General features: G+C 58.6%; 21 protein-coding genes. 7 read left to right on the plus strand and 14 right to left on the minus strand.

The annotated features are described in order from the left end of the window. Window positions 1–71 precede the first annotated feature (71 nt). From HUJ17_RS07255 to HUJ17_RS07265, 3 genes are all read left to right on the plus strand, one after another. Entirely contained in the window at window positions 72–1,118 is a 1,047-nt protein-coding gene (locus HUJ17_RS07255; RefSeq protein WP_290510071.1) for a phosphotransferase family protein, read from the plus strand. A gap of 134 nt (window positions 1,119–1,252) precedes the next feature. Next, the gene (locus HUJ17_RS07260) at window positions 1,253–2,017 is read left to right on the plus strand and encodes an SDR family oxidoreductase (protein ID WP_290510072.1); all 765 of its coding nucleotides are present in this window, start codon (window positions 1,253–1,255) and stop codon (window positions 2,015–2,017) included. A 164-nt stretch (window positions 2,018–2,181) separates the two neighbouring features. Beyond that, the gene (locus HUJ17_RS07265; RefSeq protein ID WP_062817951.1) at window positions 2,182–2,952 is read left to right on the plus strand and encodes an SDR family NAD(P)-dependent oxidoreductase; all 771 of its coding nucleotides are present in this window, start codon (window positions 2,182–2,184) and stop codon (window positions 2,950–2,952) included. Between the two features lie 243 nt (window positions 2,953–3,195). On the opposite strand, the gene HUJ17_RS07270 is transcribed toward HUJ17_RS07265, so the two are convergent. From HUJ17_RS07270 to HUJ17_RS07280, 3 genes are all read right to left on the minus strand, one after another. Then, window positions 3,196–5,244, minus strand: coding sequence for a TonB-dependent receptor (locus tag HUJ17_RS07270; RefSeq protein WP_290510073.1), 2,049 nt, complete (start codon window positions 5,242–5,244; stop codon window positions 3,196–3,198). Between the two features lie 196 nt (window positions 5,245–5,440). Next, a complete protein-coding gene (locus HUJ17_RS07275) occupies window positions 5,441–6,379 on the minus strand; it encodes a metal-dependent hydrolase (protein WP_290510074.1) in 939 nt (312 codons plus the stop codon). Window positions 6,380–6,567: 188 nt separating this feature from the next. Further along, window positions 6,568–7,992 (minus strand): aldehyde dehydrogenase family protein, encoded by a 1,425-nt coding sequence (locus tag HUJ17_RS07280; RefSeq protein WP_290510075.1) that lies wholly within the window; start codon window positions 7,990–7,992, stop codon window positions 6,568–6,570. 286 nt (window positions 7,993–8,278) lie between these two features. Here HUJ17_RS07280 and HUJ17_RS07285 point away from each other — a divergent pair, with 286 nt between their 5' ends. Both HUJ17_RS07285 and HUJ17_RS07290 read left to right on the plus strand, forming a co-directional pair. After that, window positions 8,279–9,079, plus strand: coding sequence for an IclR family transcriptional regulator (locus HUJ17_RS07285; protein ID WP_290510076.1), 801 nt, complete (start codon window positions 8,279–8,281; stop codon window positions 9,077–9,079). Window positions 9,080–9,103: 24 nt separating this feature from the next. Beyond that, window positions 9,104–9,559: a PaaI family thioesterase gene (locus tag HUJ17_RS07290; RefSeq protein WP_290510077.1), complete on the plus strand. Its 456-nt coding sequence runs from the start codon at window positions 9,104–9,106 to the stop codon at window positions 9,557–9,559. 365 nt (window positions 9,560–9,924) lie between these two features. Here the strand turns inward: HUJ17_RS07290 and HUJ17_RS07295 are convergent, their stop codons facing one another. From HUJ17_RS07295 to HUJ17_RS07345, 11 genes are all read right to left on the minus strand, one after another. Continuing rightward, complete coding sequence (locus HUJ17_RS07295; RefSeq protein WP_290510078.1) at window positions 9,925–10,371, minus strand: chemotaxis protein CheX; 447 nt, start codon at window positions 10,369–10,371, stop codon at window positions 9,925–9,927. A gap of 10 nt (window positions 10,372–10,381) precedes the next feature. Next, window positions 10,382–11,206: a protein-glutamate O-methyltransferase CheR gene (locus HUJ17_RS07300; protein WP_290510079.1), complete on the minus strand. Its 825-nt coding sequence runs from the start codon at window positions 11,204–11,206 to the stop codon at window positions 10,382–10,384. After that, window positions 11,203–12,318: a chemotaxis response regulator protein-glutamate methylesterase gene (locus HUJ17_RS07305; protein ID WP_290510080.1), complete on the minus strand. Its 1,116-nt coding sequence runs from the start codon at window positions 12,316–12,318 to the stop codon at window positions 11,203–11,205. The genes HUJ17_RS07300 and HUJ17_RS07305 overlap by 4 nt, the downstream gene beginning before the upstream one ends. Then, window positions 12,315–12,707 carry a response regulator gene (locus HUJ17_RS07310; RefSeq protein ID WP_290510081.1) on the minus strand — a complete coding sequence of 131 codons (393 nt, stop codon included), beginning with the start codon at window positions 12,705–12,707 and terminating at the stop codon, window positions 12,315–12,317. Before HUJ17_RS07310 ends, HUJ17_RS07305 begins: the two co-directional genes overlap by 4 nt. Before the next feature lie 15 nt (window positions 12,708–12,722). Further along, entirely contained in the window at window positions 12,723–13,925 is a 1,203-nt protein-coding gene (locus HUJ17_RS07315) for a methyl-accepting chemotaxis protein (RefSeq protein WP_290510082.1), read from the minus strand. A 39-nt stretch (window positions 13,926–13,964) separates the two neighbouring features. Next, window positions 13,965–14,741: a group 1 truncated hemoglobin gene (locus tag HUJ17_RS07320; protein ID WP_290510083.1), complete on the minus strand. Its 777-nt coding sequence runs from the start codon at window positions 14,739–14,741 to the stop codon at window positions 13,965–13,967. Between the two features lie 26 nt (window positions 14,742–14,767). Further along, entirely contained in the window at window positions 14,768–15,241 is a 474-nt protein-coding gene (locus tag HUJ17_RS07325) for a chemotaxis protein CheW (protein ID WP_290510084.1), read from the minus strand. Further along, window positions 15,231–17,462 carry a chemotaxis protein CheA gene (locus HUJ17_RS07330; protein ID WP_290510085.1) on the minus strand — a complete coding sequence of 744 codons (2,232 nt, stop codon included), beginning with the start codon at window positions 17,460–17,462 and terminating at the stop codon, window positions 15,231–15,233. The genes HUJ17_RS07325 and HUJ17_RS07330 overlap by 11 nt, the downstream gene beginning before the upstream one ends. 55 nt (window positions 17,463–17,517) lie before the next feature. Next, complete coding sequence (locus tag HUJ17_RS07335) at window positions 17,518–17,913, minus strand: response regulator (RefSeq protein ID WP_290510086.1); 396 nt, start codon at window positions 17,911–17,913, stop codon at window positions 17,518–17,520. 388 nt (window positions 17,914–18,301) lie between these two features. Beyond that, window positions 18,302–21,433, minus strand: coding sequence for an efflux RND transporter permease subunit (locus HUJ17_RS07340; protein WP_290510087.1), 3,132 nt, complete (start codon window positions 21,431–21,433; stop codon window positions 18,302–18,304). A gap of 27 nt (window positions 21,434–21,460) precedes the next feature. Beyond that, entirely contained in the window at window positions 21,461–22,657 is a 1,197-nt protein-coding gene (locus HUJ17_RS07345; protein ID WP_290510088.1) for an efflux RND transporter periplasmic adaptor subunit, read from the minus strand. Between the two features lie 159 nt (window positions 22,658–22,816). Between HUJ17_RS07345 and HUJ17_RS07350 the strand changes: the two genes are divergently transcribed. Further along, on the plus strand, window positions 22,817–23,461 hold the full coding sequence (locus tag HUJ17_RS07350) for a TetR family transcriptional regulator (RefSeq protein ID WP_290510089.1): 645 nt from the start codon (window positions 22,817–22,819) through the stop codon (window positions 23,459–23,461). A 316-nt stretch (window positions 23,462–23,777) separates the two neighbouring features. After that, window positions 23,778–25,469, plus strand: a complete 1,692-nt coding sequence (locus HUJ17_RS07355; protein WP_290510090.1) for a long-chain fatty acid--CoA ligase — start codon at window positions 23,778–23,780, stop codon at window positions 25,467–25,469. Window positions 25,470–25,482 lie beyond the last annotated feature (13 nt).

Genomic DNA, 25,482 nt, shown 5'->3' on the forward strand with positions numbered 1-25,482 from the left:
GTGTTTGCCCGGGGTGTTTTGCACTCCGGGCTTTGCCTATTGCGCAGCAGACAGAATAACAGGAGAGCTCCATGTCCCAGGTGGATACGCTGGATACACAGAAACTGGCCGAATACCTTGAGCAGCACATCGATGGCTTCAACGGGCCCATCGAGGCTGACAAGTTCGAAGGCGGCCAGTCCAACCCCACCTTCAAGATCACCACACCGTCCGGTGCTTATGTGTTGCGCCGGCAACCGCCGGGCAAGCTGCTCAAGTCAGCCCATGCGGTGGATCGCGAGTTCCGCGTCATGGCGGCCCTGAAAGACACGGATGTGCCGGTGCCACGGGTACTGCATCTGTGCGAAGACAGGGACGTAATCGGTTCCATGTTCTACGTGATGGAGTTCTGTGAAGGCCGCATTCTGTGGGGCGCCTCGTTGCCGGAAGTCGGTGAGGGCGAAGCGGGCAATGCTACCCGCGCTGCCATGTACCAGGAAATGAATCGGGTGTTGGCAGCTCTGCATAGCGTGGATCTGGATGCGGTAGGACTGACGGATTACGGCAAGCCCGGCAACTACTTCGAGCGGCAACTGGGTCGCTGGACCCAGCAGTACGAAGCCTCCAAGTTGCAGGACATCCCGGCCATGGACGAGCTGATCGCCTGGCTGCAAGCCAACCAGCCGGAAGACGACGGTCAGGTATCCCTGGTACACGGCGACTTTCGTCTCGACAACATGATGTGGCATCCCAGTGAGCCGAAAGTCATCGCAGTACTGGATTGGGAACTGTCCACCCTGGGACATCCGCTGGCGGACCTTGCCTATCAGTGTATGGGCATGCGCATGCCACAGCGGGGCGCCAAGATGGCGGGCCTGCAGGGTGTGGATCGCAAGGCACTGGGGATCCCCACGGAAAAAGAGTATGTCGATCAGTACTGTCAGCGTCGCGGCATAGACCGTATCGACAACTGGGAATTCTATCTGGCCTTCAGTTTCTTCCGCCTTGCTGCCATCTGTCAGGGTGTGGCGAAACGGGCCGTGGATGGAAACGCGTCCAGCAAGGAGGCGGCTCAGGTTGGCGCGCTGGTCGAGCCACTGGCGTTAATGGCCGTACAGATCATCAAAGAAGGGGCGTAAAGCAGCCTCAAGCTTCAAGGAAAACCACGTTGCCGCTGCGGCGCGGTTTTTTTCCGTTTTTCGAATGGCTACAGGGTCTGCTCGCGTTGAAGCTTGCGGCTTGTAGCCTGACGCTTTATATCGGGAGAGTAGTAATGAGTACCACCCTTTTTAATCTTGAGGGCAAGATTGCCCTGGTCACCGGCGCCAGCCGGGGAATTGGTGAAGAGATTGCCAGACTGCTGGCGGAGCAGGGCGCCCACGTGATCGTCTCCAGTCGAAAGATCGATGGCTGTCAGGCGGTGGCAGATGCGATCAAGCAAGACGGTGGTAGCGCCGAAGCGTTTCCCTGCCACATCGGCGAGATGGCGCAGATCCAGGCGATCTTTTCCCATATCCGCGACGTGCACGGCAAACTGGATATTCTGGTCAACAACGCTGCGGCCAATCCTTTCTTCGGGCATATTCTGGACACGCCGGTGGATGCCTTCGACAAGACCGTGGATGTGAACCTGCGCGGTTACTTCTACATGTCCGTGGAAGGTGCCAAGCTGATGCGCGAACACGGTGGCGGTGCCATCGTGAACACGGCGTCCGTGAACGGCCTGACCCCGGGTGATATGCAGGGTATCTACTCCATCTCCAAGGCGGCGGTGATCAGCATGACCAAATCGTTTGCCCAGGAATGTGCCCAGTTCAACGTGCGGGTCAATGCCTTGTTGCCGGGCCTGACCAAAACCAAGTTTGCCGGTGCCCTGTTTACCAACGAGGACATTTACGATTCCGCCATTAGCCAGATCCCCATGCGCCGCCATGCCGACCCGAAAGAGATGGCGGGCACCGTGCTGTATCTGGTTTCCGATGCGTCCAGTTATGTGACCGGAGAATGCGTTGTGGTCGATGGTGGGATGACCATCTAATAGCTACGAGCTACGAGCTAGAATTGGGAAAGCCAAAGAGTTCCTGAATTTGGTGTTTTCTTTTCACCTGGAAGCGCGGGCAATGCGTAATTTGGTTAGCACGGCCATGCCCGTGTTGTGGCTTGAAGCTTGAGGCTTGTAGCTGTTCGACGAAGGAGAACACAATGGATCCAATCCTCGATTTTACCGGCAAGACGGCACTGATCACCGGTGCTGCCAGCGGCTTCGGCAAGTTGCTGGCGGAAGAGCTGGGCAAGCGTGGGGCCGCGCTGGTGCTGGGGGACATCAATATGGATGCCCTGAATGCGCAAGCCGAGGGGCTTGCGGAGCAGGGTGTCAAAGTGGCGGCGTTGCGTTGTGATGTGTCCCGCGAAGCGGACTGCAAGGCCATGGTGGAAACGGCCCTGGCGCAGTTTGGCCACCTGGATATGGCGGTGAACAATGCCGGCATCGCCCATGGTTTTATCCCTTTTGATCAGCTCACCGAGGAAGTGCTGGACCAGCAGGTGAACGTGAATGTGAAAGGGGTGATGTTCGGTATGAAGCATCAGATTGCTGCCATGAAAGAAAACGGTGGCAGCATCGTTAACGTAAGCTCCATGGCCGGGCTTGGGGGAGCACCCAAAATCGGCGCCTATTCCGCTGCCAAGCATGCAGTGATTGGCCTGACCAAAACCGCCGCCGTGGAGATGGCGAAACGCAATATCCGTGTCAATGCGATCTGCCCGTTCTATACCCATACGCCCATGGTGGATGAAGGGGAGCTATCCCAGGACAAGGCAGCAATGCATGCCATGCTGGCGTCCGGCTGCCCCATGAAGCGGCTGGGCCAGCCGGAGGAAATCGTCACGGTCATGCTGATGATGTTGTCGCCGGCCAACAGCTACATGAATGGCCAGGCCATTGCCGTGGATGGTGGTGTGTCTGCGTTCTGATTGATGTTGGCGGGAAGAAAGGCAAAGCCCCTGTCGTGAAAATGTGGCCGGGGCTTTTTTATGTTCGCAAGCACCGTGGTTTTCAGCACGTAGGGTGCACTGAGCCTAGGGCGAACTGCACCGATCCGGCGTTTGATGGTGCAGTTCGCCCTAGGCTCAGTGCACCCTACGTTTTACCCAGACCTTGGCGGTCGATACACCCCATGATGTGCCATACACGTCTAGCTCCCGCAAGAACGGGAGTTACCAATCCAGCGTGATGCCAGAGTAATAGGTTGTGCCCGGGCCGGGTTCGAAGTAGCCGCGGTTTTCTACTGGCCGGTCGCTGTTGGCGTTGATGCGCAGGTTGCTGTAGTAGTCACGGTCCAGCAAGTTGTTGATGCCGGCAAACAGGGTCAGCGTTTGTTGGTTCAGTTTCCATGCCTTGCCCCCCCGCAGGTTCACCAGCCACTCGCTGCCGACCCGCGTACGATTGGTGTTTTCCGCATAGCGGTGGCTGCCCAGTATCGACTCCACTGATGCAAACAGGCCGCTTTCTGCCTGCCAGTTAACCTGTGCAAACAGCTGATGCTGCGGGATGCCAGGTAACCGGTTGCCGCTCACATCCACATTCTGCTGGCTATCGAAAAACTCCTGGAAACGAAAGTCGGACCAGGTCCACGACAGGGCCAGGGTCAACTGGTCGGTGGTGGCATGTTCCAGCCCCAGCTCCAGGCCATCGCGGCGAGTCTTTCCGGCATTCTGGTAAAAGGTGCGGCCGGCGATCTGGTAGGGGGTGATTTCGTCCTCCACGTCCACCCGGAACAGGGCGGCTTCGTAAAAGAGACGATCACCAAGCGCGCCACGGGCGCCCACCTCCCGGTTCATTGCGGTTTGCGGTTCCAGGTCCGGATTGAAACCACCCGTTCCGGAAGGGTTGGCCAGTTCGGTAAAGGTAGGGCTTTCAAAGGCAGAACTGACCGTTGTGTAGAGCGTGTGGGCGGGGCTGACTTGCCAGCTTAGCCCAGCACTATAGCTGTTTTCTGCAAATTCACGCCGACCACTGTCGTTGCCATCTGTCAGCAATGCATCGTCGATGGTCATGCGCAGTCGATCTGCGCGCCCACCGATTGTGAGCATAAAGCGGTCGGACAAGTGACTGTCCAGTTGCAGAAAAATGCCGTCGGCGCTGGCCTGTTGTTCTTCGTCAGCAGTGATGGCGGTGATGTTGCCAGTGGGGCTGACCGACCGGCGACCACGGTTGTCTTCCTGACGATCCAGATCGACGCCCAGTAACAGCCGGTGTGGTAGCGTCAATACGGTAAAGGGCAGGGTGTAATCCAGCCGAGCGCCGTAAAACAGCCGGCTGTAATCAATCAGGCTGCTACCGGGGAAGGGCAGTTGCTGGCGAAAATCCCGCTGGCTGACAAAGGTGCGGGCGTTGAGCAGGCCGTTAACGAAAGCCGTATCTCGGTAATGCAGCCCCAGCCGTTGCTGGTCCACCTGCTGACCGGCATCCAGCCGGGAGGCGAAGCGGCTGGCTTGCCGCTGGTCCTGGTGGGCTTGTTGACGGGTCAATCCACCGGGGTCTTGTGCAACAGGGGTATCCATGGCGCTGAGGAAGACCGTGATCGACCTGGTGTCCGCCAGATCCCAGCCCGCCTGACCGGTGAACTGATATTTGCGGACTTCGCTCTGTTCGCGAAACCCCTCGTAATCCAGAGCTGTCAGGCTGAGAGCGTGATGGCCCTGATCATGACGGCCTGTGGTCTGCACATTGGCTTGTTTCAGCCCGTGGCTGCCGCCGATCACCGACACGCTGGCGCTATCATTGCGGGTTTTCCCGGAGTGAGTGGTGATGTCCACCACGCCACCGGTGGCGTTGCCGTAGAACAGGGAGCTGGGGCCACGCAATACGGTGAGTTGTTCCACTGCAAACAGATCAATGCTGTCCAGTTGCGACTGTCCGTCCGGCAGGGTTTCCGGGAAACCATCCACGTTAATGCGCAATCCTCTGACCCCGAAGGGTGAACGGGAACCAAAGCCCCGTGATGAAAGACGTAACCCCTGGGCAAAGTTGTAGCGGTTCTGCAGATACAGGCCGGGCACCTGGTTGAGACTTTCATCCAGTTGCAGACGGGGCTGGCCCCGCAGATTGCTGTCGGCATCGACAATGGTCACTGCAGCCGGGGTGTCGGCCAGGGGCCTTTCCATGCGGGTGCTGGTGACGGTCACCGGCTCGAGTGTGGTTGGTTCGGCAAACAGGCTTAACGGAGCCAGTAGCGGGAAAACGGTTAAATAACAACGCTTCATGAATCTCATCCCAGGGTTGCTACTGTTCTACAGGACGCTGCTGTGGAAGCAAGTGAAGAAACACAGAAATAGCTGGGTGGATAGTAGGGGGCACTGAGCCTAAGGCGAACTGCGCTCTACATGTTCCGTGGAGCACAAAGCTTGCAATAAAAAAGGGCCGCATAAAGCGGCCCTGAAAGGAGAGAAACAGAATGGGTCAGTGGGCTTTCTTCTTGCCCTTGCGCTGGCTGGCCTGGGCGTGTTGCTCGGTGAGAAGGCCCTGGTCGCCGAAGAGTTTTTCCCGCCATTCGTCCAGCAGCGCGTCGGTGTCATGCTGGGACGGATGGAAATCGCGCTTGAAGAAGTCCAGGTACTGAGGGGCCAGCTTGGTGAACAGGCCCTTGCGTCCGAACAGGAACTTGATGCCGTTCCAGTTGTTTTTCACGTTCAACAGGCGACCATCGGAGGCCAGCATACGCGCCTGAAAGACACCCAGCACCGCGAAGAAAATCACCGTGGTGGGGATCATGGCGCCGGCGCGGATAGCGTAGTTGCCGCTGACTTTCTCGTACACGTCATAGGCAACGGTCTTGTGCTCGTTCTCTTCCAGAGCGTGCCACAACCACAGTTTTGCGGTGGCATCGTCGAGAATGCGGGCCTGGTGTTCCGGCTCACGCAGCAGCTGCTCGGCAATGATGGCGGTGTAATGCTCCAGGCAGACGGTGGCGGCCAGTTGGAAGATTTTCGGAGTGCGTTTCTGCACCAGGCCGAGCAGCTTGCCCAGCGACTTGTCCAGCTTGTCGGTGGGGTAGCCGAATTTCACGCCCATCTCGTTCCAGGCTTCATGCTCTTTACTGTGCATGGCTTCCTGGCCGATAAAGCCCGCTACCTGAGCTTTCAGTTTGGCGTCGGTGACCTCTTTGCGGTAGTGGCGCACGGAGTCAACGAAGAAGGCTTCGCCTTCCGGAAACAGGGCAGACAGGCTCAACCAGAAAGCGCTCAGAAAGGGGTCATTATCGTAGAAATAGCGCGTCGTGGTCTTGTCGTCGAACTGGAAGTCCAGCCGACGAGGAGGGATGTTCACGGTGGCGCCAAGCGGCACCTTCTGTGCGCTCTGCTGACCGGCTTTGATATTGCTCGATGCTGTTGTTGTCATGTGTCCTCCTGGTCCCGACCGGTTATTACCGGTGGATGTCAAACTGTGACATTAAAGAATGTCACGATACTCAGGGTTACAGCAGGACAGGTAAATGGCACTTTCGCGCCCCAGCCGGGGCGCTAGTGCCAGTACACAAAACAGGCCACTTTGTGTCCGTAAATGACGGGTGAAGCTTTGGGTCGGGATCAGCCCGGCAGGAACAGCGACTGGGTCTCTAGGAACTCTTCCAGTCCGAAGCGGCCCCATTCGCGCCCGTTACCGGATTGCTTATAGCCGCCAAAGGCGCCCTGCAGATCCGGGCCTGCTCCGTTGATATGCACCATACCGGTACGTAATCGGGCCGCCACCGCACGGGCTGCGCTGTCCTCCCCGAACACATAACCAGAGAGGCCATAGTCCGAGTCGTTGGCAATGGCGACTGCCTCGCCCACATCCTGATAGGGGATCATTACCAATACCGGGCCGAAGATTTCCTCGCGGCCAATGGTCATGGTGTTGCTGACCTGGCTGAATATGGTGGGGCGGGCAAAATAGCCGGCTTCCAGTCCCTCAGGCTTGCCAGTGCCACCCGCCACGAGTTTGGCCCCTTCTTGCTCGCCTTTTTCGATCATTGATTGCACCCGCTGGTACTGGCGGCCGTTGGCAATAGGGCCGATGGTGGTGTCTTCGTTCTGCGGGTCGCCCACCACAATACTGCTGCACGCAGCGGCCGCAATCGCCTCTGCCTCTTCCAACTGGTCGGCGGGTACCAGCATCCGCGAAGGCGCGTTACAGCTCTGGCCGGTGTTGTTCATCATCGCCCGTACCCCGTGGGTAACGGCCTTCTCTAGATCACAGCCAGGCAGCAAGATGTTGGCAGATTTGCCACCCAGCTCCAGGGATACCCGTTTGATGGTGGCGGCGGCCTCGCGACTGACGGATTCTCCGGCCCGGGTGGAGCCGGTCAGGGAGACCACATCGATACGCGGGTCACTGGACAGTAGCGGGCCGACCTTGGCGCCATCGCCGTGAACCATATTGAAGACCCCGGCTGGCAGGCCTGCCTCGTGGATGATCTCAGCCAGCAATTGCGCCGACAGTGGGGCAAATTCACTGGGCTTGAGCACCATGGTGCAGCCGGCGGCGATGGCTGGTGCTACCTTGCACATCACCTGGTTCATGGGCCAGTTCCAGGGAGTGATCAGGGCACAGACCCCGGCAGCGGCCCGCCGAATCTGGGCCTGGCCGAGCTGTTCTTCAAAAGGGTAATTGCGGGCTACGGCCAGGGTGGTTTTGAGATGGCCGAGGCCCATGGGGGCCTGTACCTTGCGTGCCATGCTGATGGGCGCGCCCATTTCCCGGCTGATGGCCTGGGCGATCTCTTCCAGCCGGGCCTGGTAGCCCTCGGCAATCCGCTCCAGATAGCCGAGGCGTACTTCCAGGGGTTCGGCGCTGAACGCCGGAAAGGCCGCCGCCGCGGCATGGATGGCTGCATCGATATCCGCTGCGCCCCCCATGGCCAACTCGCCCAACGAGCTTTCCGTGGCCGGGTTTATCACGGTATGACTGCTCGCGCCATTGACCGGGTTGACCCATTCACCATTGATATAGAACTGTTGCAGCGAGCCCATGGGGATGTCCTTTTGTCGGTTGCTTATTGAGTCAGAATACCCACAATACAATAATGAAACGAAGTTTTAAAATATTGACCGCTCGGTCCGTGGCATGACATGGTTAAGTTGCCTGCAATGCAGATCCCATTGTGCGTGAGGCCTTGGGGCATGGCCATGACTGACTTATGCAGGTGAAACCGCTTTTTGCTATATTTGCGCGGTGAATACATAACTATAAGTGGAATCTATGCCCGCTGTGCCGGGGAACGGTTCCCGATCCCGAAGCCTGAAAGGAAATACAACAATGCGCAAAGCTGTTGCCGACGTGGGCACCAACGACAAAGACCGGAATTTCGTCACCGCCCTGGCGCGGGGGCTGGATATCCTCCGCTGTTTCGGCCCGTCCGATGAATACCTTGGCAACGCGGAGCTGGCCAAGCGCACGAATATCCCTCGTCCTACGGTATCGCGCATGACAGCCACATTGACCCAGCTCGGTTACCTGCGCTATGTGCCGCAACTGGAGAAATACCGTCTTGGCCCAGGTGTACTGGATCTGGGCTACCGTTATCTGGCCAGCGAAGGGGTACGGGAACTGGCGCGTCCCTTTATGCAGGAACTGGCCGATGCCACCGATTGCATGGTGGCTATCGGCGCCCCGGATGGCGCCCAGGTAACCTACATTCAGGTCTGTCAGGGCAATGGCCCGCTGGTGCTGCGCCTGAACATCGGCTCCCGTGTGCCGATGGCCACCTCGGCGCTGGGGCGGGCTTTTCTGGCGGCGACTCCGGAATCCGAGCGCGAGCAATATTACGAACAGATCCGCCGGCAGGACCCGGCGGCCTGGCCGGAACTGGAGCGCAGCCTGCAGTCCGCCTATGAGGAGTATCAGCAGTACGGTTTCTGTATTTCTGACGGCGAGTGGAATCGGGATGTGAGCGGTGTTGCCGTGCCGCTGATTCTGGATGGCGGTGCCCAGGTGGTGCCTTTCAACTGCGGTGGTTCGTCACTGCGTCTCAGCCGTCGTACCCTGATTGAAAACCTGGGGCCCAGACTCAAGGATGTGGTAGCCCAGGTAGAACAGATGGTGCAAGGGCGGGCCTGATCCCGCTTCTGCCGAGGACAATACATGCCAGCAGTACCGCCGTCCGTGTTTTCCATGGAAGACGCCAATGCGCGTTTCAATAACGGGTTTCCTGCCCTGATCGGGCTGCATTTCCTGGAGTGGGAAGAAGGCAGGGCGGTACTGGGTCTTCAGGTACGCCAGGAGCACTTGAATCTCGGCAACGTGATTCATGGTGGTGTGCTCGCCACGTTGATGGATGTGGCCGGTGCCTGTGCGGGCACCTACTGTCCCTACCCTGAGAGAGTCCGCAAGGCGGTTACCCTGTCCATGACCACCACCTTTACCGGCCAGGCTGGTGAGGGCTTGATCCGTGCTATCGGCACACGTCGTGCTGGGGGTTCCAGAATCTATAACAGCACCATGGAAGTGTTTGATGAGCAGGGGCAGCTACTGGCAATCGGGGAGGGCACGTTCCGGTTGCGGTCGAGTAGTGCGGGGCCGGATGGTGAGCCGGTCTGATGCGAGCAACACTCGTTGTATAAGGAACGACAGAGCGCTTCTCTGGATTTCTACGAAGCCGCTGTAGGAGCACCTCTTGAGGTGCGAACCTCGCGGAGCGAGGAAATCGTCCGCAGGGCGATCAGGAGCGCCAGGTGTCGCCAGAGTGATCTGCTGCCACCTGCATAGCCTGCGTCCTCGCCCAGGCTCGGATTCGTCCCTCAAGAGGAAAATATTCGCTGCGCTCACCCTTCGGGCCGCACTGAACTACGTGCCGTTACTCCGCTACGCTCCGTTCCTGCAGTGGCTTTGTAGATGTCACGGTGCTATGCGTGGTTGCTAGAAGCTCGTAGCTAGCCACTAGTCGCTTATTTTGATTCTTCGCCTCAATGCTCCGCCGGCTGCAGGCTGATTCGCAGCATCCCCTGACGATCATCGAATAACTGTACATCTACATTGTTGCGATGCTCGCTGGGTAGTACCGCCAGTGGCACAGGCAGCGATAGCTGGCTGGGGCCGGGCAGGATGGCCTTGATGTTCCCGGCAACGATGTTGGTCAGTTCGGTGAGTGCGTCGATCACATCTTCTCCGGTCACCGCGTCATCTTCCTTCCTGAACATCTGGCCGGCGATCCGCTGGCCCAGGCTTTCGCAGGTGCTGACGGTCACACTACCTTTCCACTTTCCCGAAATCGAAATCTCTGCGCCATTGTGAATCATCGGGGGCGGGCCGCTCTGGGCACGCACCGGAATTTTCAGGAAATCACTGAGCACATTGGCGCCGATACGGGCAATTTTCTGTGACAGTATGGCGGGTTGTGACGACATATCCATGTGAGCACCTTCAAGCGGGTTGGTAAAAAGGGCGATGACTTCCGGGAATGGCCGGGACAAAGCCAGCGGATTTTTCCAGGCTTTCGGTGGAGCCAAGCAGCAGGTAACCGTCATTGGCGGTATGTTTGCGCACTCGGCCCAGTACCCGCTGGCGGTCCTCCATGGAAAAGTACAACAGCACATTGCGCAGCAGTACGATGTCGAACACGGGCAGGTTGTCCGGCCATTCCCGGACCAGGTTGATTTTCTGAAAGCTGATTCGCTCGCGAATTGCCGGTTTGACCTGCCAGTCCAGGCCCTGCTGTTCGAAATAGAGCGCCATGTTGCGGGCGGGCAACCCCCGGTTCATCTCGTTCAGGCCGTAACAGCCCTGTTGCGCTTTGTTCAGTGCGGACTGGGAGAAATCGCTGGCGACCAGGGTGACCTCCCAGTCTTTCAATTGCGGGAAGTGTTGGTCCAGCAGCATGGCCACGCTATAGGCTTCCTGACCAGTGCTGCAGGCAGCGCTCCAGATGCGCAAGGTTTTGTCGCGCCGTCGCTTTTCAAGCAGGGAAGGGACCATGGTGTCCAGAAAGCTCTGGCTGAGAATCGGGTCGCGGAAAAAATAGGTTTCGTTGATTGCCATGGCTTCCACCAGCTCCGTCCGCAGTGCATCGTCAGCGACAGTGGAGGCTTTTTCGATCAGCGCATTGATGTCGCCATGGGTGTGTTGTTTGGCTAGGTTCTGCAACCGGGCCTCGGCCAGATACACTTTATCCGGCGGCAAGCTGAGCGCGATCTGGTCACAGAGGAGGTTGCACAGGGTTAAGTAGCTGTGTTCGTTGATACAGCTCATCCGTGTACCTCGGGATTCATGGCGGCTCGCTGTCGTGCACGAAACGTGGGTCGGCCCCGGTTAACCCGTCGCATAATCTCCGCAGCCATGTCTTGCAACGGAAGCTCCGCGCAGGCGAGGCCGGCTCGTGATACGACCCCAGGCATGCCCCATACCGCGCTGGTGGGTTGGTCCTGTACCAGTATTTGTGCGCCGGCCTTGGCCAGTTGGCGACAGCCTTCCAGGCCATCCTGGCCCATACCGGTCAACACCACGGCCAGCACATTGGGACCATAGGCTTTGGCTGCACTGGCAAACAGAATATCCACGGCGGGTCGGCAGAAGTTCACCGGCTCGCTGCGCTGGGGAGCGACCAGGGTGTGGTCACCAACCTTATCCACGGTCATGTGATAGTCACCGGCGGCCAGCCAGACCTGACCCGGTTCGGCACGTTGGCTACTGTCGCATTCAGCCACGCATAACGATGCGTTCTGGTCCAGGCGTGTGGCCAGGGCGCGGGTAAACACCGCCGGCATGTGCTGCACCACCAGAATTGGAACCGGGAAATCACCGGGCAGGGCCGGGATCAGTTGACCCAAGGCTCGTGGCCCGCCCATGGAGGCGCCAATTACCACCAGATCCACCCGCGATGGAATGCGGTGATGCTGGAGCTGTGATGCTACGGGACGGGGGCGAGGTGTCGGTGTTACTGATGGTTTGCTGTCCCGTCGCAACAGGGTTTTGATTTTTCCCAGCAGGCTGTTCTTGATGTAGTCACGGGCTTCTGCGGCAGTGCCCACCATGGCGGGTTTGGGCACATAGTCGCTGGCGCCCAGCGACAGGGCCTCGATGGTTACCATGGCGCCGCGCTCGGTAATGGAGCTGAACACCAGCACCGGCAGTTCCGGGCGGCTTACCTTCAGCTCCTTGAGCATTTCCAGTCCGCCCATACCGGGCATTTCCACATCCAGGATTAGCAGATCCGCTTCTACCCGCTGCAGACGATCGAGGCCCTGTCGTCCATCGGAAGCTGTGCCCACCACAACGATGTCAGGATCTTCTTCCAGAATCTGGGTGAGGATATGCCGCACTGCGGCAGTATCATCCACTAGAAAGACACGAATGTTACTCATGCTCTCTCTGCTCTCTGCAGCCCCATCATTTCCAGCTTGCAGGCAAGGGCCTCAGAGGAAAACGGTTTCATCAGGTATTCATCGGCGCCGGCGGTCAGGGCTTCCACCATCTGGCCCACTTCCGCTTCACTGGTAACCACCAGTAATTTCATATCGCTATAGCAATGCTTCTGTCGCACCGCGCGGATAAATTCCAGGCCATTCATGACCGGCATGTTCCAGTCCACCAGGGCCAGAGTGGGGATGGTGTCATCCCCCTCCAAGAGGGTGATGGCCTGCTGGCCATCACCGGCTTCGGTAGTTTCATAACCCAACTGCTGAAGCAGGTCGCCCAGGATCAGGCGCATGGCCCGGGAGTCATCAATGACCAGTGCTTGTGTGGTAGCCATGATTTTGGTCCCTCATTATTTCTGGTTGTCCGCGCGTCCGGTGCGCTCTGCATCCACCACCAGGGTCTGCAGGTCTGCGGCCAGTTTGGCCAGATCGGTGGCTGCCTGACGCATGCTGTCCACACCGGCATTGGTGCTTTTCGCCGCTTCGGCAACGCCACCGATATTACCGGCTACTTCGTTGGTGCCCTTGGCGGCGTCGGCGACACGACGGCCCATTTCGTTAGTGGTAATGGTCTGTTCTTCCACCGCGGAGGCAATGGAGCCCTGAACCTGGCTGATATGGTGAATTACCTCACTGATACGGGCGATGCCTTCGATGGCGCCTTTCACATCCACCTGGATGGCCTCGATCTTCTGGCCGATGTCCTCGGTGGCGCGGCCGGTTTCTTTGGCCAGTTCCTTCACTTCATTGGCGACCACGGCAAAGCCTCGACCGGCATCCCCGGCGCGGGCAGCTTCAATGGTGGCATTGAGTGCCAGCAGGTTGGTTTGCTGGGCAATGCCGGTAATCACCTTGATCACTTTGCCAATCTCCGCGCTGCTGGTGCCCAGGCTGCTGATGGTGGTGTTGGTACCTTCGGCAATGCTCACAGCCTCGTCGGCCACGCGGGCGGCGTCGGTAGCGTTCTTGGCAATTTCCTTGATGCTGGCACCCATTTCCTCGATACCGCTGGATACTGCCTGCACGTTTTCATTGATGTCTTCGGCGGTGCGGACTGCGGAATTTGCCTGGCTACTGGTAACGCCGGCGTTGGAGCCCATCTGGTCACTGGTGGCAATCATTTCCTCGGAGGAGGTGGCCAGCACTTCCACGGTGCCGCGAATACGCTCTTCCAGAAGCACTTTCTCGGTGATGATTTCCCAGGTGAGCATGGGGCCCACATAGTTACCTTCCGCGTCGTAGATCGCGTTTACCAGCAGGTCGGCTTTCTCGTCACCAATATTGATACGTGCGCGATAAGGCAGGTTGGTGGGATCGGACAGAATGCGGCGCTGGTGTTCTGGCTGTTTGTGGAAAACATCAATGTTGGCGCCCAGTAGTTCGCTTGCCTTGATGGGCAGGTAGGATTCCAGCTTTTCCATAGTGGCCGTGGCGGCCGGATTCAGATAGATGATTTTCAGATCCCGGTCACAGAGGAAAACATTGGTGGGCATCTGGTCCACCATGTTCATCACACGCCGGAATTCGTTCTCCTGGCGCAGCTCTGTGGTCACGTCTTCCCAGCAAACGGTGTAGCCGATGATTTTTTCTTCCTAGCTAATCACCGCATTGATGCGGGTGCGCAGGGTCACGCCACCGAAGTTGAAGTCGGCAGAGTGGGGCATGGCCTTGGGGTCACGGAGAATGGTTTCCACCCGTTTCGGGTCGCGGTGAAAGCGGTGAATATGGCCGTTGAGGATATCCTCGATCTTGACCCCGAAGGTCTTGAAGATTGGTTGTGCAATGGTCGACAGGGTTTCTGCAGCACGTGGGTTGATGTAGACGATGTTGAGATTGGTATCAGCGACAAACACGTTGGCTTGCAAGCTGGCCATGGTGCTTTTTACGCCTTCCAGGCTGTCTGTGACGGACTTGCTGGTGTCCACATCGCGAAGGGCGTTGTCGTTATGGGTCGGCTGGCTGCTGCCGTTGGTTGTGTCTGTGGCGTTTTCGTTCACGATGTCCCCCTTCAATGGCGCAACGGTATTCATGATGGTATCGACGTGGTCAGACTCCACACCCAGAGACTCCAATGTCTCTTTCAGGTGAACGGCTACCCGGTCGAAGTTTCTGGCGGTGATATGCAGGTTCTTGTGGGCATCGGCCATGGACGGACCTTGATAAATCTTCGGCCCGCCCAGGGCCTGGGTGAAGAACTGCACTTGGGATTCTTCCAGGCCTTTGCGTTGTTTGTGGCGGAAGTAAGGGGCCAGAGCCTGGTCTTCCAGCACCCGGTTGTAAAACTCGGTTACCACGGCTCGGACAGCGGCTTCGCCACCTACCTGGCTATAGAGAGAGTTGTCGTTTGCGTGATCCAGATTATCTGTCATTGCTGTCTATCCCCGTGTTGTCCTTGTTATTGCAATACTGAGTGTGACGCGCGACTGGCTGAGCGGCTGCACAGTTCGTCCGCCAGCAGGGTGTCCAGGTCCAGTAACAGATAAAGCGTGCCCTGGACCGGGAAAACGCCGCGCATGAATTTTCGTGGTGCCCCCTTGAGTGTTTCCGGTGGTGGTTCGATCTCTTCTGGCTGCACGCTGACAATGTCACCAATGCGGTCCACCATCAGCCCCACCTGTTCGCCACCGTGATTGATGACGATGTTGATGGTGTCTTCTTCGTCGCTTTCGCCGGGTAACCGCAGCACCTTGCGCAGGGCGATGGCCGGCACGATACGTCCGCGGATATTCATCAGCCCGAGTACTCCGGGAGGTGCCAGCGGAATATCGGTAATCTGGTGGTTGGCGAGCACTTCCTGAACATTGTCGACCACCACGCCGTAGTGCTTTCCCGCAACGGAAAACGTGCAGATCAGTTGTTTAGTTTCCATTGCTGTCCTCACTTCTTTGCTTGCCATGGAAGCGGCTGAACAAGGCTTCACAATCGATAAAGTCCGTCACATGGCCTTGCAGGATGCCAGCGCCAAGGATGCCTTCGGTCTGGGCGCTTTGTTGTATGGCAGCTTCGTCGTCACTGACGATATCGATGATGTCGTTGACCACCAGGCCCACTTCGCCGAAGTCGGTGGGTTGCACCACAATGCGGATAATCTCTTGGTCAGCCGGAGTGCTACGGTTGGCGTCGCCAAGACGAATCAGCGGCAGAATGCCACCCCGATACTGAATCACTTCCCGGCCGGCGGAGTATTCGATCAGATCGGTACTGATTTCCTCCAGGCGTGACACTCTCGACAGGGCGATGGCGGAGCGGCCAGTGCTGCCATCCGGGCGTACCAGCAGGTAGCTCTCGGCGGCGCGAATGGGTTGGGTTTCTGCGTCTAGCGGGTTTTCCAGCTGGCGCAGTTTGCGCTCGTGGCGGGTAACACCCGCAAAGTCGGCCGTGGACTTAACATCCAGAATCAACGCTACCCGGCCATCGCCCATGATGGTGGCGCCGGCAAAACAGGGGTTGTCCTTGAGGAGTCTACCCAGGGGTTTGACCACGATTTCTTCCGTATCGCGAACGTCATCCACCAGCAGCCCGAATTCCTGCTGGTCGGCGGTGAGCACCAGAATGAACTGATCTTTATGGGTTTCCTTGTCGCCCATCTGCATCAGAGAGCGCATGTCGACCAGTGGCAGCAATCTGCCCCGAAGCCGATAGACCAGGGCATCGTGGACTGTCTCGATATCCTTTTCGAGACGGTCGGCCTCCACGTAGACCACTTCCATCAGGTTGACCTGGGGAATGGCGAAACGCTGATGCAGGCAACGCACGATCAAAGCAGGGACAATGGCGAGGGTGAGCGGGATTTTCAGTTTCAGTGTGGTGCCACGGCCGGGGATGCTCTTGATATCAATGGAGCCGCCGATGCGCTCCACATTGGTTCGCACCACATCCAGGCCCACGCCGCGGCCTGACAGATCGCTGACAGTGTCCGCAGTGGAGAACCCGGGTTCGAATATATAGCGGATCTTTTCCTGTTCGGTGAGCTGTTCCGCCTGCTCTGGCCGTACCAGCCCGGCTTCCATGGCACGCCGGATAATTTTGTCACTGTCCAGCCCCGCGCCATCGTCGCTGACTTCCACGGTGACGTTGCCGCTTTCGTGATAGGCACTCATGGTCAGGGTGCCGGTTTCCGGTTTGCCTCTGGCGCGGCGATGTTCCGGCGTCTCGATGCCATGATCGACCGCGTTGCGAACCAGGTGAATGAGCGGGTCGCGAATGGCTTCGAGCAGACTGCGATCCAGTTCTGTGTCCCCGCCCCTGAGTACCGGAGTTACCCGTTTGCCGGTTTTTCTTTCCAGATCCAGAAGCAGGCGAGGGTAGGTGGACCAGGCATTTCGAATGGGCTGCATGCGGGTCTGCATCAGCCCTTCCTGCAGCTCACTGGTGACCATGTTGAGACGCTGGGACAAGTTGACCAGTTGAGCGTCGTTCTGGCTGGCGGTGTGCTGCAGTAGCTGGTTGCGGGTGAGCACCAGTTCGCCTACCACATTCATCAACTTGTCCAGCAGCACCACATCCACGCGTACGGTGGTGTCGCTCTTTCCTGTCTGCTGTGGGGTGGTGTTTTCCTGCTCTGTTTTTTCCGGTGAGGAGCCGTCGCTCACCGGCATGACATCTTGCTCGCTGGTTGTCGCCGGTTCTGCTGGCTCAGGCTTTGTCGGTTCAGGGGTTTCCTGTGCGATTTGAGGTGAGCTGGTGGCAGCGTCATTTTGCGTACGGGAGGGGATCAATGCATGTAACCGGTCAATCAAGGCCTGTGGTGCCGGCTCACCGTCTTTACCATCATTGTGGATACGCTTGAGGAAAACACGGATTTCATCCACCCCGTCAAGCAGCGCGGTGGCATGTGGCAGGTCCATGTGCTGATCTCCGTCGCGCATGGCGCCGAGGATATCTTCCAGGGCATGGCTCAGGGTTTCCAGCTGTGTGAAGCCGAAAAATCCGCAGGTGCCCTTGATGGTATGGATTGCCCGGAAGGCGCTGGCAATACGTTCACTGTCCTGCGGTGAGCGTTCCAGCGCCACAATGTCCTGTTCCAGTTGCCCCAGATTTTCATCACTTTCGATCAGAAAACTTTGCAGTGCCTTGTCGTTTTCCTGCATTGGGCCTTCTCCCCTTGAACCTGTCATGCATTGTTATTGGTATCGACGTTGCTGTTCAGCCGGCGGCGAGTTTGCGCAATGAAGCCAGTCGTAAGATGGAACGCAGATCAGCGTCATGCGGGGGTTTGACAAGATAGTTGTCGCACCCGGCCTGACGACCGGCCAGATGAGCTTCTGCGGAGGTCTTGCTGGAGAGCATTGCAATGCGAGCCGGGCTGCCTTTCTGGCGCAGAGCGCTGCAGGCCTCGAGGCCCCCCATGACTGGCATTTCCACATCAAGGAAGATCAGATCAAAGGGACGTTTTTCGGCGCATGCCAGTGCCTGGCTGCCATCGGCAGCCTGGACAATGTCCAGTTCATAGCTGCCGGTTGCCAGTTCGTGCAATTTGGCGGTGATAAGGCTTCGTATGGCGGTGCTGTCGTCCACCACCAGGATGTTGAGTCTGTCCATGACCCTTCCCTGTGTCGCTGCTACTTCCATTACGTTCCCCGGATCTCGGTTGAGATCTGTGAAGCAGCGTATGCCGCTTCCCCCATTAGAGAAGGCGCAACTATTTTTATATGTGCAGATAAGGAAAACGAAAGAGGTTGAGGACGAACGGTGTTGTTTTGTCGATGTTCGCCAATTACCCGATCAGTGTCTTTTTTTCCAAATCTGCTTCACAAAAATTGTCATGCCTATGTTGGTGCTATAAGTACCATGGTTCGATTCACGCAAGCTTCACGCAGGGGACAGACGAAAATTGAGGAGCGACGAACGGGCGTCGGTAAGGGGATGTGGAAGGGGGGAGAAATGCCAGGCACACGGAAAAGGTGTGCCTGGCAGTTATGAAGAGGGGTCAATGGGCCGTTTTTTCTTTTGGCTTGCCATTCAGCGGAACGCCGGCGAGCTTGCGTACCACCACATAGAATAGCGGAATAAAGAAAATCGCCAGCACCGTCGCGGTGAGCATGCCCCCGAATACCCCCGTACCGATGGCGTTACGGGCGCCGGCGCCGGCGCCAGTGCTGATCATCAGCGGGGTAACCCCGAGCATGAAGGCCAGTGAGGTCATCAGGATGGGGCGTAGCCTCATGCGTACCGCTTCCAGGGTGGCCTTGACCAGGTGCTCGCCTTTCTGCTCCAACTCCAGGGCAAATTCTGCAATCAGAATGGCGTTCTTTGCTGAAAGCCCGATGGTGGTGAGCAGGCCGACCTGGAAGAACACATCGTTCTCCAACCCGCGGAAGGTGGCAGCCAGTACGGCACCGATCACGCCGAGCGGTACCACCAGCATTACCGCGAAGGGAATGGACCAGCTCTCGTAGAGCGCTGCCAGGCAAAGGAATACCACCAGCAGGGAAATCGCATACAGGGCCGGTGCCTGATCTCCGGACTGGCGTTCCTGATAGGACAGGCCGGTCCATTCGGAGCCGAACCCGGCTGGCAACTTGGCGGTAAGTTCCTCCATGGCATCCATGGCGTCGCCGGTACTGTAGCCTGGTGCCGCGTTGCCCTGGATGTTCACCGAGGAAACGCCGTTGTAACGCTCCAGTTTGGGTGAGCCGTAGGTCCAGTGGCCGGTGGCAAAGGCGGAGAATGGCACCATTTCGCCCTGGTTGTTGCGCACATACCAGTCATCAATGTTTTCCGGCAGCATGCGATAGGGGGCGTCAGCCTGTACATACACCCGTTTTACCCGGCCCCGGTCGACAAAGTTGTTCACATAGCTCGAGCCCCAGGCAATCTGCAGGGTGCTGTTGATATCGCTGATGCTGAGCCCCAGCGCCTTGGCTTTCTGTTGGTCAATATCCAGTTGATATTGTGGGCTGTCTTCCAGTCCGTTGGGACGTACCCCGGCCAGGCGAGGGTCCTGGCTGGCCATGCCCAGTAACTGGTTACGGGCCTGTATCAGTGCCTCGTGACCGCGACCGGCCTGGTCCAGCAGCTGAAAATCGAAGCCACTGGCGTTACCCAGTTCAGGGATCGAAGGCGGGTTGAGGGCAAAGATCATGGCTTCACGAATGCTGGCAAAGAAGCCCATGGAGCGGCCCACTACCTGGTTGACGCCATCCGTTTCCAGGTTCCGTTCGGACCAGTCCTTCAGGTTGATGAACGCCAGCCCGGCATTCTGGCCCTGGCCGGTAAAACTGAAACCAGCCACGGTGAACAGGCCATCAACGGCGGAGGTCTCCTCGTTGAGATAGTAATTCTCCATCTTCTTCAGCACGTCCACGGTCTGCTCCTGGGTGGAGCCGGCCGGCAGTGTGACCAGGGTAAACATCATGCCCTGATCCTCTTCCGGCAAGAAGCTGGAAGGCAGGCGCATGAAGGAAAAGCCCAGCACACCGACAATCACCACATAGATCAACAGATAGCGGCCACGATGGCCCAGGATTTTTTCCACCCGACCCTGGTAGGCCAGGCTGCTGCGATCAAAGGTGCGGTTAAACCAGCCGAAGAAACCCTTGTTGGTCTGGTGCTCTGCATCCTTGGCCTTGAGCATGGTGGCACACAACGCCGGGGTGAGGATCAGGGCAACCAGCACGGACAGCACCATGGCGGACACAATGGTGATCGAGAACTGCCGGTAAATCGCCCCGGTGGAGCCGGGGAAGAATGCCATGGGGATAAATACCGCTGACAGTACCAGGGCAATACCCACCAGGGCACCGGTGATCTGGCCCATGGATTTACGGGTGGCTTCCTTGGGGGGCAGGCCTTCTTCGTGCATAACCCGTTCCACGTTCTCCACCACCACGATGGCATCGTCCACCAGCAGACCAATAGCCAGCACCATGCCGAACATGGTCAGGGTGTTAATGGAGAAGCCGAAGGCGGCCAGCACACCGAAGGTGCCGAGCAGGACCACCGGCACCGCGATGGTGGGAATCAGGGTGGCGCGGAAGTTTTGCAGGAACAGGTACATCACCAGGAACACCAGCACGATGGCTTCGAACAGGGTATGTACCACTTCCTCGATGGAGATCTCCACGAACGGAGTGGTGTCGTAGGGATAATCCATTTCCATCTTGTCGGGGAAGAAAGGCTTCAATTCTTCCAGGCGGGCGCGCACCGCATCAGCGGTGTCCAGCGCGTTGGCGCCGGAGGCCAGGCTGATGGCCAGGCCGGCGGCAGGCTGGCCGTTATAGCGTCCCACCACGTCATAGTTCTGGGCTGCCAGTTCCACCCGCGCCACATCCCGCAGGAACACCTGGGAGCCATCCGGATTTACCTTGAGCAGGATGTTCTGAAACTGCTCGGTATCTTCCAATCGAGTCTGGGCGATGATGTTGGCATTGAGCTGCTGGCCTTCCACCGCCGGGGCGCCACCGAGCTGACCACTGGCGACCTGGTTGTTCTGTACCTGAATCGTCTGGGTGATGTCCTGAGGCGTCAGATCGTACTTGTTGAGCTTGTTGGGATCGAGCCAGATGCGCATGGCGTAGGGGGAGCCGAACAGCTGGATCTTGCCGACACCGGGTACCCGGCTGATCGGATCCTGCACATTGGAGGCCACATAGTCCGCCAGGTCGGCCCGGCTGAGGCTGCCGTCCTCGGAGGAAAATGACACCACCATCAGAAACGAATCCGAGGATTTGCTGACCTGCAGACCCTGCTGCTGTACTTCCTGGGGCAGTAGTGGGGTAGCCAGTTGCAACTTGTTCTGCACCTGCACCTGGGCGATATCCGCGTCGGTACCCGGGGCGAACGTCAGCGTGATCTGGGCGTTGCCAAAGGAGTCGCTGCTGGAGCCGATGTAGAGCAGGTTATCGATGCCCGTCATCTGCTGCTCAATCACCTGGGTGACCGAATCTTCCACGGTCTTTGCCGAGGCGCCGGGATAGTTACCGGCAATGGTCACCGCTGGCGGGGCCACTGCCGGGTACTGTTCCACCGGCAGGGTATAAATAGCCAGGGCACCGGCCATCATCATGATGATGGCAATAACCCAGGCAAAAATCGGGCGGTCAATAAAGAATCTGGCCATGGTATTCCCGTTTCTCGTTACGTCGCGTTATTGCGCTGAGCGTTGATCCCCGCCTTGAGTGGCGGGGGCCTGGGAGGCTTGAGCCTGCTGTTGGGTATCCACGGGGCTAACCGGAATGCCGGGCTGGATTTTTTGCAGCCCATCCACGATCAACCGGTCTCCGTGTTCCAGGCCGCTGGCGATCAGCCACTGACTACCCACGGCCCGTTCGGTGACCACGTTCACCTTCTTCACCATATTGTTCTCGTCGATGAGCATGGCGCTGGCCTGGCCGGTGGGGTCACGGGTAATGCCTTTCTGGGGAACCAGAATGGCATCTTCGCGCTGGCCCTCGGGCAAGCGACCGCGGACAAACATGCCCGGTAGCAGATCACCATCCGGGTTGGGGAAGAGGGCGCGCAGGGTCACCGAGCCGGTGCTTTCGTCCACTGCGTATTCGGAGAATTGCAGGGCGCCGGCCTTGCTGTACTCGCTGCCGTCTTCCAGGATCAGGGTAATGCGTGCTTCATCATCGCTGACCTGCTGCAATTCGCCGGCTTCCATGGCCTGGCGCAGACGACGCAGCTCAATGCTGGACTGGGTCAGGTCCACGTAAATGGGGTCCAGCTGGCGGATGGTGGCCAGGGCGTTGGCCTGGTTGGCGGTGACCAGGGCGCCGGCCGTGACGGTGGAGCGCCCGATGCGGCCGCTGATCGGCGCCTCAATGGTGGCGTAGTCCAGGTTGATCTGCGCGCTTTTCAGGTTGGCGCGGGCGGCGGCCACCGCGGCCTTGTTCTCGTCCAGGGCCGCTTTGGCTTCGTCATATTCCTGTTGGCTCACGGAGCGGCGTTCCAGCAGGGTCTTGAAGCGATCCACGCGCAGGGTGTTGGAGTTCAGGGTGGCCTGGGCCCGGGCCAGCTCCGCCCGTGCAGAGTCCACGGCAGCCTGGTAGGTCCGGGAGTCGATCTTGTAGAGAGGTTGCCCGGCTTCCACCTTCTGGCCTTCTTCGAACAGGCGCTGTTCGATCACGCCGCTTACCTGCGGGCGCACTTCGGCAATCTGGTGAGCGGTGGTGCGCCCGGGCAGCTCCCGGCTGAGGGTGGTGGATTGAGCCTTTACCGTAATGAAGCCAACCTGCGGCGCCTGTTGCTGCTGTTGCTGTCCGGCCTGGTCGCCGTCACTGCAACCGCCGAGCTGCAGGGCAAGGGCGCCTGCCAGGAAGGAGAGAATCAAACCGCTGCGCATAATCACCTCTAGTTTTAATACACGCCGTCAGGCACCGGCTCGGTGAGCGGGCGCTGCTTGCAGGAAATATGAATCAGGTTCAGTATATACATTCAGTGATGTATGTATAGACCCGAACGCGGAATCCATTTGATTTTTTCACGCCCATAAGAGTCTCCCATGGTCAGGCGAACGAAGGCAGAAGCGCTGCAAACCCGGGCTCAGATCCTGGATGCCGCCGAGCAGGTTTTTCACCGTAAAGGGGTACTGTCCGCCTCTTTAAAAGATATTGCCAGCGAGGCCGGGGTGACGCGAGGGGCGATCTACTGGCACTTCAAAAACAAGCATGATGTGTTCATGGCCATGGTGGATCGCAGTCGCTTGCCATTCGACAGTCTGGCGGAGCGGGCAGAGGATGTCAGCGAGCCGGATCCACTGGGGCGCCTGCGCGAGTTTATGGTCTTTCTGTTACAGCAAGCGGTCTGTGATCCCGGCCAGCGACGGCTTTTCGAGATCATGTTCCAGAAATGCGAGTTCAGCGGTGAGAATGCCGATTTGCTGGATCGCCAGCGTGAAGCCTGTCGGGACTCCTCCGCGCGGTTGGCGCGGACCTTTGCCAACGCCATTGCCCGCGGCCAGCTCCCGGAAAGTCTGGATACGGGAAAGGCCGTTAGCTGGTTACACAGCCAGCTCACCGGCGTGATCATGTACTGGCTACTCGATCCAGAGGTGCTGGACCTGGAGCGGGCAGCCACGGATTTTGTCGATACCTGCCTGTTCGCCCTGCAGCATGCTCCCTCCCTGCGTCAGCGTCCCGGAGATTGATACCGGCGCCTGAACATCCCATTGAAATACCGGTCCGCATTTCCGACAACTGGTCTGTGCAGACCACATACCCGGTGGTATGTTTTTGGTCCCTCCCCGAAAAACCCCTTTTCCAGCCTTTGTCAGATTTCGTTTCAAAAAACGAAACGTCATTCCAAAATAGTATTGACGGCCTTCCCGAGCCATGTCAGATTGACTGGCGAGTCAACATCTTGTTTCCGCTGAAGGGCGGTGGGACCGCCGATTCCCTTCAGCATTCGCTACAGCAGCAACACAAATAAAAGGCGCTTATAAAAGCGCCGCGGGAGAGCACAACATGTTTGATCGGCACTATGCGGTCTGGCCGGAGAATATGCCGCGCCACCTCAGCCTGCCGCAGACCAGCCTCTATACCAATCTGGAGGTTTCGGCCCTGCGTTATCCCCACCGGGATGCAATCAACTATTACGACAGCCCCATCACGTTCGCGGAGCTCAAGCAGCAGGTGGATGCCCTGGCGGGTTACCTGCAATCGCTGGGCGTGGAGAAGGGTGACCGGGTGCTGCTGTTCATGCAGAACGCCCCCCAGTTCATCATCAGTTACTACGCCATCCTCCGTGCCAATGCCATTGTGGTGCCGGTGAACCCCATGAACCGGGCCGCCGAACTGGAGCATTACCTGGAGGATACCGATGCCGCCGTGGCCATCTGTGGCCAGGAATTGTTGCCGGCGGTGGCCCCGGTGGTGGGCATGGTGAACCTGCGCCATGTGATCGTGGCGGCCTACAGCGATTACCTCACCCGTGACACGGACCTGCCGCTGCCCGCCGAGGTGGAAGCGCCGGCGGTGGCGCTGAACCATCCCGCGCACATTGCCTGGAAAGACGCCATTGGTGCCGGTGAATCCCCCGGCGAACTGTTGGTCGGCCCGGACGATCTGGCGGTGTTTCCCTATAGCTCCGGGACCACCGGAGCGCCAAAGGGGTGCATGCACACCCATGGTTCGGTGATGGCCACCTGTGTCCAGGGGGCGATCTGGAGTCATGGCACCACCGAGTCGGTGACCCTGGCCACGCTGCCGTACTTTCATGTAACCGGCATGCAGGGCTCCATGAATACGCCGATCTATGGCGGCTCATTGATCGTCTTGATGACCCGCTGGGATCGTCGCGTGGCGGCCACGCTGATTGAGCGTTACAAAGTCAGCCGCTGGGTGAATATCGTCACCATGGCCATCGACCTGCTCTCCGATCCGGACGTGGAGAAATACGACCTGTCTTCCCTGGAGAATATCGGTGGCGGCGGGGCGGCCATGCCCGCGGCAGTCTCCGACAAACTCTTCCAGATCACCGGACTGCGTTACATGGAAGGCTATGGCCTGTCCGAAACCATTGCCGGCACCCACATCAATCCCACCGATAACCCCAAGTCCCAGTGTCTGGGGATTCCGGTATTCGATATCGATTCACGCATTGTGGCAGTGGAAGACGACGGCCAGACCGGCAGGGAACTGGGGCCGGGTGAAGTGGGGGAAATCCTCATCCATGGCCCACAGGTGTTCCAGGGCTACTGGAAGCGTCCCCAGGAAACGCAAAAGGTGTTTGTCGAGCTGGATGGCAAGCGTTTCTTCCGCACCGGTGATCTGGGTTACCACGACGAAGAGGGCTATTTCTTCATCGTCGATCGGGTCAAACGGATGATCAATGCGTCCGGCTTCAAGGTCTGGCCCGCCGAGGTGGAAAGCCTCATGTACCGCCACCCGGCCATCCAGGAAAGCTGCGTGATTTCCACTCCCCACCCCCGTCGCGGTGAAACCGTGAAAGCCTGTGTGGTTCTGCGCAACGAGATGAAAGGCACGCTCACCGAGCAGGCCATCATCGACTGGTGCAAGGAAGAAATGGCCGCCTACAAGGTGCCAGAGGTGGTGGAGTTTCGCGATGAGCTGCCCCGTTCGCCCACTGGCAAGGTGATGTGGCGAGCCCTGCAGGAGCAGGAATGGGCCAGTGAGCAGAAACAGCAGGCTTGCTAGCACCCCGTCAGCA

Origin of the sequence: Alcanivorax sp., from assembly GCF_014762765.1 — a bacterium.
Taxonomy (GTDB): domain Bacteria; phylum Pseudomonadota; class Gammaproteobacteria; order Pseudomonadales; family Alcanivoracaceae; genus Alcanivorax.